This window comes from Streptomyces sp. NPDC001902 (genome assembly GCF_042891295.1).
Lineage (GTDB): Bacteria > Actinomycetota > Actinomycetes > Streptomycetales > Streptomycetaceae > Actinacidiphila.
Window position 1 is genome coordinate 183,292 of record NZ_JBIATA010000018.1, and the last position, 7,290, is coordinate 190,581.

7 protein-coding genes are annotated in these 7,290 nt (G+C 73.6%); 6 read left to right on the forward strand and 1 reads right to left on the reverse strand.

What is annotated here, in order from left to right; genetic code table 11:
• Window positions 1-79: 79 nt before the first annotated feature.
• Together ACFYYN_RS27315 and ACFYYN_RS27320 are read left to right on the forward strand one after the other, a co-directional pair.
• Entirely contained in the window at window positions 80-1,426 is a 1,347-nt protein-coding gene (locus tag ACFYYN_RS27315; RefSeq protein WP_500547870.1) for an FAD-dependent oxidoreductase, read from the forward strand.
• Between the two features lie 110 nt (window positions 1,427-1,536).
• A complete protein-coding gene (locus ACFYYN_RS27320; protein WP_500547871.1) occupies window positions 1,537-2,949 on the forward strand; it encodes a nucleobase:cation symporter-2 family protein in 1,413 nt (470 codons plus the stop codon).
• Here ACFYYN_RS27320 and ACFYYN_RS27325 read toward each other — a convergent pair.
• Window positions 2,851-3,246, reverse strand: coding sequence for an ArsR/SmtB family transcription factor (locus ACFYYN_RS27325; RefSeq protein WP_500547872.1), 396 nt, complete (start codon window positions 3,244-3,246; stop codon window positions 2,851-2,853). The two genes, ACFYYN_RS27320 and ACFYYN_RS27325, sit on opposite strands and share 99 nt — an antisense overlap.
• A gap of 239 nt (window positions 3,247-3,485) precedes the next feature.
• On the opposite strand from ACFYYN_RS27325, the gene ACFYYN_RS27330 reads away from it, so the two are divergent.
• From ACFYYN_RS27330 to ACFYYN_RS27345, 4 genes are all read left to right on the forward strand, one after another.
• Window positions 3,486-4,571 (forward strand): sialidase family protein, encoded by a 1,086-nt coding sequence (locus ACFYYN_RS27330; protein ID WP_500547873.1) that lies wholly within the window; start codon window positions 3,486-3,488, stop codon window positions 4,569-4,571.
• A gap of 31 nt (window positions 4,572-4,602) precedes the next feature.
• Window positions 4,603-5,280 (forward strand): uracil-DNA glycosylase, encoded by a 678-nt coding sequence (locus ACFYYN_RS27335; protein ID WP_500547874.1) that lies wholly within the window; start codon window positions 4,603-4,605, stop codon window positions 5,278-5,280.
• Between the two features lie 25 nt (window positions 5,281-5,305).
• A complete protein-coding gene (locus tag ACFYYN_RS27340) occupies window positions 5,306-6,145 on the forward strand; it encodes an LURP-one-related family protein (RefSeq protein WP_499515494.1) in 840 nt (279 codons plus the stop codon).
• Between the two features lie 126 nt (window positions 6,146-6,271).
• Complete coding sequence (locus tag ACFYYN_RS27345) at window positions 6,272-7,147, forward strand: sirohydrochlorin chelatase (protein WP_500323291.1); 876 nt, start codon at window positions 6,272-6,274, stop codon at window positions 7,145-7,147.
• Window positions 7,148-7,290: the final 143 nt, after the last annotated feature.

A 7,290-nucleotide genomic window follows, 5' to 3' on the forward strand; every position in this document is an offset into this window, starting at 1 on the left:
GTGGCCGCCCGTCCCGCCCGTTCCGGGCGGCACACGGGCCGCCGAGGTGAACCCAACCCTCGCCGAAGGGGAGGCGCCCGTGCTGCGTGTGGCAGTCGTCGGATCAGGTCCCAGCGGGGTGTACACGGCCGAGGCGCTGACCCGCCAGGAGTCGGTGCCGGACGTCGCCGTCGACGTGCTCGACCGGCTCCCCTGCCCGTACGGCCTGGTCCGGTACGGGGTGGCCCCCGACCACGAGAAGATCAAGTCCCTGCAGGGCACGCTGCGGCGCGTCCTGGAGGACCCCCGGATCCGCTTCCTGGGCAATGTGACCGTCGGCGGTCCGGGGCTGTCCCCGCAGGCGCTGCTGGATCTGTACCACGCGGTGGTGTACTGCGTCGGCGCCGCGACCGACCGCCGCCTCGGGGTGCCCGGGGAGGACCTGCCGGGCAGTTGCGCGGCCACCCACTTCGTCTCCTGGTACAGCGCCCATCCCGACGAGGCTCCCGACGGCTTCCCGCTGCACGCCCGCTCCGCGGTCGTCATCGGGGTCGGCAACGTGGCCGTCGACGTGGCCCGCATCCTGGCCCGCGGTGCCGAGGAGCTGCGGCACACCGATGTGCCCGAGGGGGTGCTGCGGGCCCTGGCGGACAGCCACGTCACGGACGTGCACATGGTGGGGCGGCGCGGGCCCTCGCAGGCGAAGTTCACCACCAAGGAGCTGCGCGAGCTCGGCGACCTGCCGGGCGCGGACGTCATTGTCCGTCCCGGGGAGCTGGCGCTCGACCCCGCGTACGCCGATCCGCAGGGGCTCGTGCCGGTCGCCCGGCGCAATGTGGAGGTGCTGCGCGGCTGGGCCTCCCGGCCCGCGGCGGGCCGGCGCCGCCGCATCCATCTGCGGTTCTTCCTGCGGCCGGTTGCGGTGCTCGGCGAGGACGGGGTGACCGGGGTGCGGTTCGAGCGGACCGCGCCGGACGGGCAGGGCGGGGTGCGCGGCACGGGCGTCCTCGAGGACATCGACGCCGGACTGGTGCTGCGGTCGGTCGGTTACCGCGGCGTGCCCCTGGTCGGGCTGCCGTTCGACGACCGGCTCGGCATCGTGCCCAACGCGGAGGGCCGGGTGCTGCGCGGCGGCGCCCCCTCGCCCGGCGAGTACGTCGCCGGCTGGATCAAGCGCGGGCCGACCGGCGTGATCGGCACCAACCGGCCCTGCGCCAAGCAGACGGCGGCGGCCCTGGTCGCCGACGCACGGGAGCTGCTGGCCCGGCCCACCGCGGACGCCGATCCGCTCGATGGCCTGCGGGCACTGGGGCAGGACCCCGTGGAGTGGACCGGATGGGAGGCCATCGAGGCCGCCGAGTCGGCGCTGGGGCGGTCGCTGGACCGCGCGACCGTGAAGATCCCCGACTGGGAGGGGCTGTTGGCGGCCGCGCGCCCCAGGGGGTGAGATCCGCGGGAAACACCTCCGCAATCAACAAACTGTTTACGCTCACTAGGGTCCCGGGCAACCACTTCGTCGTTCCACCGCTCACCCGCGCCGCGTTCGAGGAGCTGCCCATGGCGACGCCGCCGCACCGTCCCGCCGTCCATCCCGTCGACGAGGTCCTGCCCGCCGTCCAGCTCGGGGCGTTCGGGCTCCAGCACGTGCTGGCCATGTACGCGGGCGCGGTCGCCGTGCCGCTCATCGTCGGGGGCGCGCTGAAGCTGCCGCCCGCCGACCTCGCCTACCTGATCACGGCGGACCTGCTGGTGTGCGGCATCGCCACGCTGCTGCAGTGCGTGGGCTGGTGGCGGTTCGGCGTCCGGCTGCCCATCATGCAGGGCTGCACCTTCGCGGCGGTCTCGCCCATGGTGCTGATCGGCCAGGACGGCGGACTGCCCGCGATCTACGGCGCCGTCATCGCCTCGGGAGTGGCGATGGTCCTGCTGGCGCCCGTCTTCGGACGGCTGCTGCGGTTCTTCCCGCCCCTGGTCACCGGCACCGTGATCCTGGTCATCGGGCTCAGCCTGCTGCCGGTGGCCGGCAACTGGGCCGCAGGTGGGGTCGGTTCGCCCGACTTCGGGGCGCCGCGGAACATCGGCCTGGCGGCCGCCGTGCTCCTGGCCGTCCTGCTGGTCCAGCGCTTCGCGCCCCCTGCCCTCGCGCGCGTCGCGGTCCTGGCGGGCATCGTGCTGGGCACCCTGGCGTCCGTTCCGCTGGGCTTCACCGACTTCGGCGCGGTCGGCGGCGCCGACTGGGTGGGGATCAGCACGCCGTTCCACTTCGGGACGCCCGACTTCCAGGGCGCGGCGATCGCCTCCATGCTCGTCGTGGCCCTCGTGACGATGACCGAGACGACCGGCGACATCATCGCCGTGGGCGAGCTGACCGGCCGCCACGTGGAACCACGGCGGCTCGCGGACGGGCTGCGCGCCGACGGGGTGTCGACCGTGCTCGGCGGGGTCTTCAACACCTTCCCGTACACCGCCTACGCGCAGAACGTCGGCCTCGTGGGGATGACCCGGGTGCGCAGCCGCTGGGTGGTGGCGACCGCGGGCGGCATCCTCGTCCTGCTGGGGCTGCTGCCCAAGCTGGGGGCGGTGGTCGCGGCGATCCCGGCGCCCGTGCTGGGCGGGGCGGGCCTGGTGATGTTCGGGACGGTGGCGGCGAGCGGGGTGCGGACGTTGTCCACCGTCGACTTCCACGGCAACGGCAATCTGACCGTGGTGGCGGTGTCGGTCGCGGTCGGGCTGCTGCCGGTCGGCGTCCCGACGGTCTACGACGCCTTCCCCGACTGGTTCCAGACGGTGATGGACAGCGGGATCAGCGCGGGGTGCATCACCGCGATCGCGCTGAACCTGCTCTTCAACCACCTGCCCGGCGGCTCCGGTTCAGGCGCGGACGACGCCGGCGGTCCCGCCGGGCCGCCCGTCCTGCCGGTCGGCGGCGGCGAGGACGGCGTCCAGAAGCCCGGGGAAGAGCGCCTCTAGGTCCGCCCGGCGCAGCGCGTTCATCTTGGAGGTGCCCCGGTAGGTCTGGCTGATCACCCCGGCCTCGCGCAGCACCCGGAAGTGGTGGGTGCAAGTGGACTTGCCGACCGGCAACCCGACCTCGGAGCACGCCGCCTCCGTTCCCCGCGCCGCCAGCGTCCGCACCACGCGCAGGCGCATGGGGTCGGAGAACGCGTGCAGGACGGCCTCCAGGCGGATGTCCGCTCGGTCGGGGTGCTCGCACACCCTCCCGCCGGGGACGGGGGCGGCCGCGGTGAGGGGCTGCTGCGGGGGCATCCACCCATATTACGAGAATTCTCGTAGTTCGACCGCTGCCGTACCAGCCCTCGGCGCCGGGCCGCCGGTGGCGCAAATCCCCTTCACCGCCCCGCTGTTGGCCGACGGGGACACCGCACGCCGGGGTCCGGCGCGGCACGCTTCGGCGGCGGGGAGGCGCGCCGCGGCCCCCGTTGTCGGTGGGACGGTGCAGAATCTGTGATGCAGAACACATTCCCGTAGCTCGGAGATGGTGCGTCATGGACGACGTCGTACTCGCGATCGGCACACGCAAGGGACTGTTCCTGGGACGGCGGGGCGGCGCCGGGACGTGGGAGCTGACCGGCCCGCACTTCCCCATGCAGGCGGTGTACTCGGTGGGCATCGACACGCGCCGGGCCGTGCCCCGGCTGCTGGTCGGCGCGGACAGCTCGCACTGGGGGCCGTCGGTCTTCCGCTCCGACGACCTCGGGCGCAGCTGGGAGGAGCCGGCCAGGCCCGCGGTGCGGTTCCCCAAGGACACGGACGCCTCACTGGAGCGCGTCTGGCAGATCCAGCCCGCCGGCGCCGCCGCCCCGGACCTGGTGTGGGCCGGCACGGAGCCGGGCGCGCTCTTCCGCTCGGACGACGGCGGGGTGACCTTCGAGTTCGTGCGGAGCCTGTGGGAGCACCCGCAGCGGGAGCTGTGGGGCGCCGGATTCGGCGGTCAGGCGGTGCACACGGTGCTCACCGATCCGCGCGACGCCGACGTGGTGATCGCGGCCGTCTCCTCCGGCGGGGTCTACCGGTCGGCCGACGGAGGCGCGAGCTGGGAGGCGTCCAACACCGGGATCAAGGCGGAGTTCCTGCCCGACCCGTACCCGGAGTTCGGCCAGTGCGTGCACAAGATCGACCGGGACGCCGAGGACCCGGACCGGCTGTACCTGCAGAACCACGGCGGGGTCTACCGCAGCGACGACGCCGGCGCGAGCTGGACGGAGATCGGCAAGGGCCTGCCCGCGGACTTCGGCTTCGCCGTCGCCGCCCACCCCCGCCGCGGCGGAGTCGCGTACGTCTCCCCGGTCAACGACGGCAGCGACCGCTACCAGCCGGACTACCGCTGCCGGGTCTACCGCACCGAGGACGCCGGCGCCTCGTGGACGGCCCTGTCCGCCGGGCTGCCCACGGAGGAGCACTACGGCGTGGTCCTGCGCGACGGGCTGCGCACCGACGACGCGGACCCGGTCGGCGTGTACTTCGGCAACCGCAACGGCGAGGTGTACGCCAGCGCCGACGAGGGCGACACCTGGCAGCCGGTGGCCTCACACCTGCCCGATGTGCTGTGCGTGAGGGCGGCCGTGGTCTGAGTGTCGGTGTGAGCCACTAGAGTGACTCACCGTGGCAGCACGACCGTTGAACGAAATCGTCGAAGAAGGCTGGGCCAAGGCGCTGGAGCCGGTCGCCGGGAAGATCGCCGAAATGGGCGACTTCCTGCGCGCCGAGATCGCCGCGGGCCGCACCTACCTGCCGTCGGGGGCGAACGTGCTGCGCGCGTTCCAGCAGCCCTTCGACGACGTCCGGGTGCTGATCGTGGGCCAGGACCCGTACCCCACCCCGGGGCACGCCGTCGGGCTGTCGTTCTCGGTGGCCCCTGAGGTACGGCCGCTGCCCCCCAGCCTGCTGAACATCTACCAAGAGCTGAACACCGACCTCGGCCTGCCCCACCCCTCCAACGGGGACCTGACCCCCTGGACCCGGCAGGGCGTCCTGCTGCTCAACAGGGCGCTGACCACCGCGCCGCGCACGCCCAGGGCGCACCGCGGCAAGGGCTGGGAGGCGGTCACCGAGCAGGCCATCCGCGCGCTCGCCGCGCGCGGCAAGCCCCTGGTGTCCATCCTGTGGGGCTCCGACGCGCGCAGCCTGCGGCCACTGCTGGGGAGCCTGCCGGCCGTGGAGTCCGCCCACCCCTCCCCCATGTCGGCCGACCGCGGCTTCTTCGGCTCACGTCCGTTCAGCCGGGCCAACGACCTCTTGGTACGGCAGGGCACGAACCCGGTGGACTGGCGGCTGCCCTGACGGAGGCAGCCGTTACTCTGCCCGGGTGACGACGCATTCGAACACCCCGGCGGGCTGGTACCCGGACCCGCACGGCACTCAGAACCTGCTGCGCTACTGGGACGGGTCCCAGTGGACGGAGCACACCCATGCGGGCGGCGCGCAGGTCCCGCCGCAGCCCAAGGACAACCCCTGGGAGCTGGGCGTCGACGGCGGTCCCGACCCGTCGCGCATCCAGCGCCAGGTGCAGCAGCAGGCCGGCGTGGCCCCCACCGGCCCGGGTGGGGGCACGCTCTTCAGCGAGCCCGTCCTGGTGGTCAACCAGAAGGCCAAGCTCATCGAGCTGAGCAACGAGTACAGCGTCTTCGACCAGCAGGGGCGCCAGCTCGGCTCGGTGCTCCAGGTCGGCCAGAGCACCGCGCGGAAGGTGCTGCGCTTCGTCGCGAGCGTCGACCAGTTCATGTCGGTGCGCCTGGAGGTGCGCGACGCCCACGGGCAGCCCCAGTTGCTGCTGACCCGGCCCGCGAAGTTCATCAAGTCCAAGGTGATCGTGCAGCGCGCCGACGGCATGACGCTCGGCGAGATCGTACAGCAGAACGCCATCGGGAAGATCAACTTCTCCTTCGAGGTCAACGGCCAGAAGATCGGCGCGATCAAGGCCGAGAACTGGCGTGCCTGGAACTTCTCCATCGTCGACCACACCGACACCGAGGTCGCCCGGATCACCAAGACGTGGGAGGGCCTGGCGAAGACGATGTTCACCACGGCCGACAACTACGTGCTGCAGATCCACCGGCAGCTGCCGGACCCCCTGCTGAGCATGGTCGTCGCCTCCGCGCTGACCGTGGACACCGCCCTCAAGCAGGACTCGCGCGGTCTCGGCTGACCGTGGCACGCGTACGGTGCCGGGGTGCGCGGACCCGGCACCGTATCGGGACAGAACCGGACAGGTAACCCCTGCGATGGACCCGCCCGAACAACAGAGCGCGCAAAGGCACTAGCATGCCTCGCCATGAGCACTGCCGAAGGGCCCGCACCCGGCCTGCCCGTTCGAATGCCCCGCCCCCGCCAGCCCGGGCGGCACCGGCGCCCGGAGCCGCTGACCACGCCCGAGGGCGCCCCCGCGCTGGTCCTCGCCGTGCCCGGCACCCCGTCCTCCGCGATACGCAGTCTCGCGGAGGAGATCGTCAGCATCGCCCGCATCGAGCTCTCCGGTCTCGACCCGCGCATCGGCTACGTCGACGGCGACGGCGAGGAGTACCCGACGCTCGAGTCCGTGGTGGCCCAGGCCGCCGGCGAGCGCGGCGACCAGGCCCCCGCGGCCGTCGTGGTCCCGCTGCTGGCCGGGCCCGAGCCGTCGGTGATGCGCCGGATCCGCCAGGCAGTGGCGGACAGCCGCTCCGCGGCCGAGGTGACCGACGTGCTCGGCCCTCACCCGCTGCTGGCCGAGGCGCTGCACGTGCGCCTCTCCGAGGCCGGACTGGCCCGCGCCGACCGCGCCCGCCTGTTCACGGTGGCCACGGCCGCCGACGGCATCATCCTGGCCACCGTCGGTGGCGAGGAGGCCGTCCAGGCGGCGGGTGTGACGGGTCTGCTGCTGGCCGCACGCCTCGCGGTGCCGGTGCTGGCCGCCGCGCTGGACATCGAGGGCTCGGTCGCCCAGACCGCCGAGCAGCTGCGCTCGTCCGGCTCGACGACCCTGGCGCTCGCGCCGTACGTGGTCGGTCCCGAGGTCGCCCCCGAGGTGCTGCACGACGCCGCCAAGGAGGCCGACTGCTCCGCGGCCGACGCGTTGGGTCCCTACCCGACCATCGGCAAGCTGGTCGTCTCCACGTACACCACGGCCCTGGGCATCGCCCAGGAGTCGCAGGGTGCTCCGCTGAGCTGAACCCGCGGACCGTCGACGACAACGGCGTGGTGGGGGGGGCCCCCGGGCCCCGGGGGGGCCCCCCCCCCCCGGGCGGGGGCGGGGGGGGGCCCCCCCCCCCCCCCCCCCACCCCCCCCCCCCGGCGGGCCCCCCCCCCCCCCCC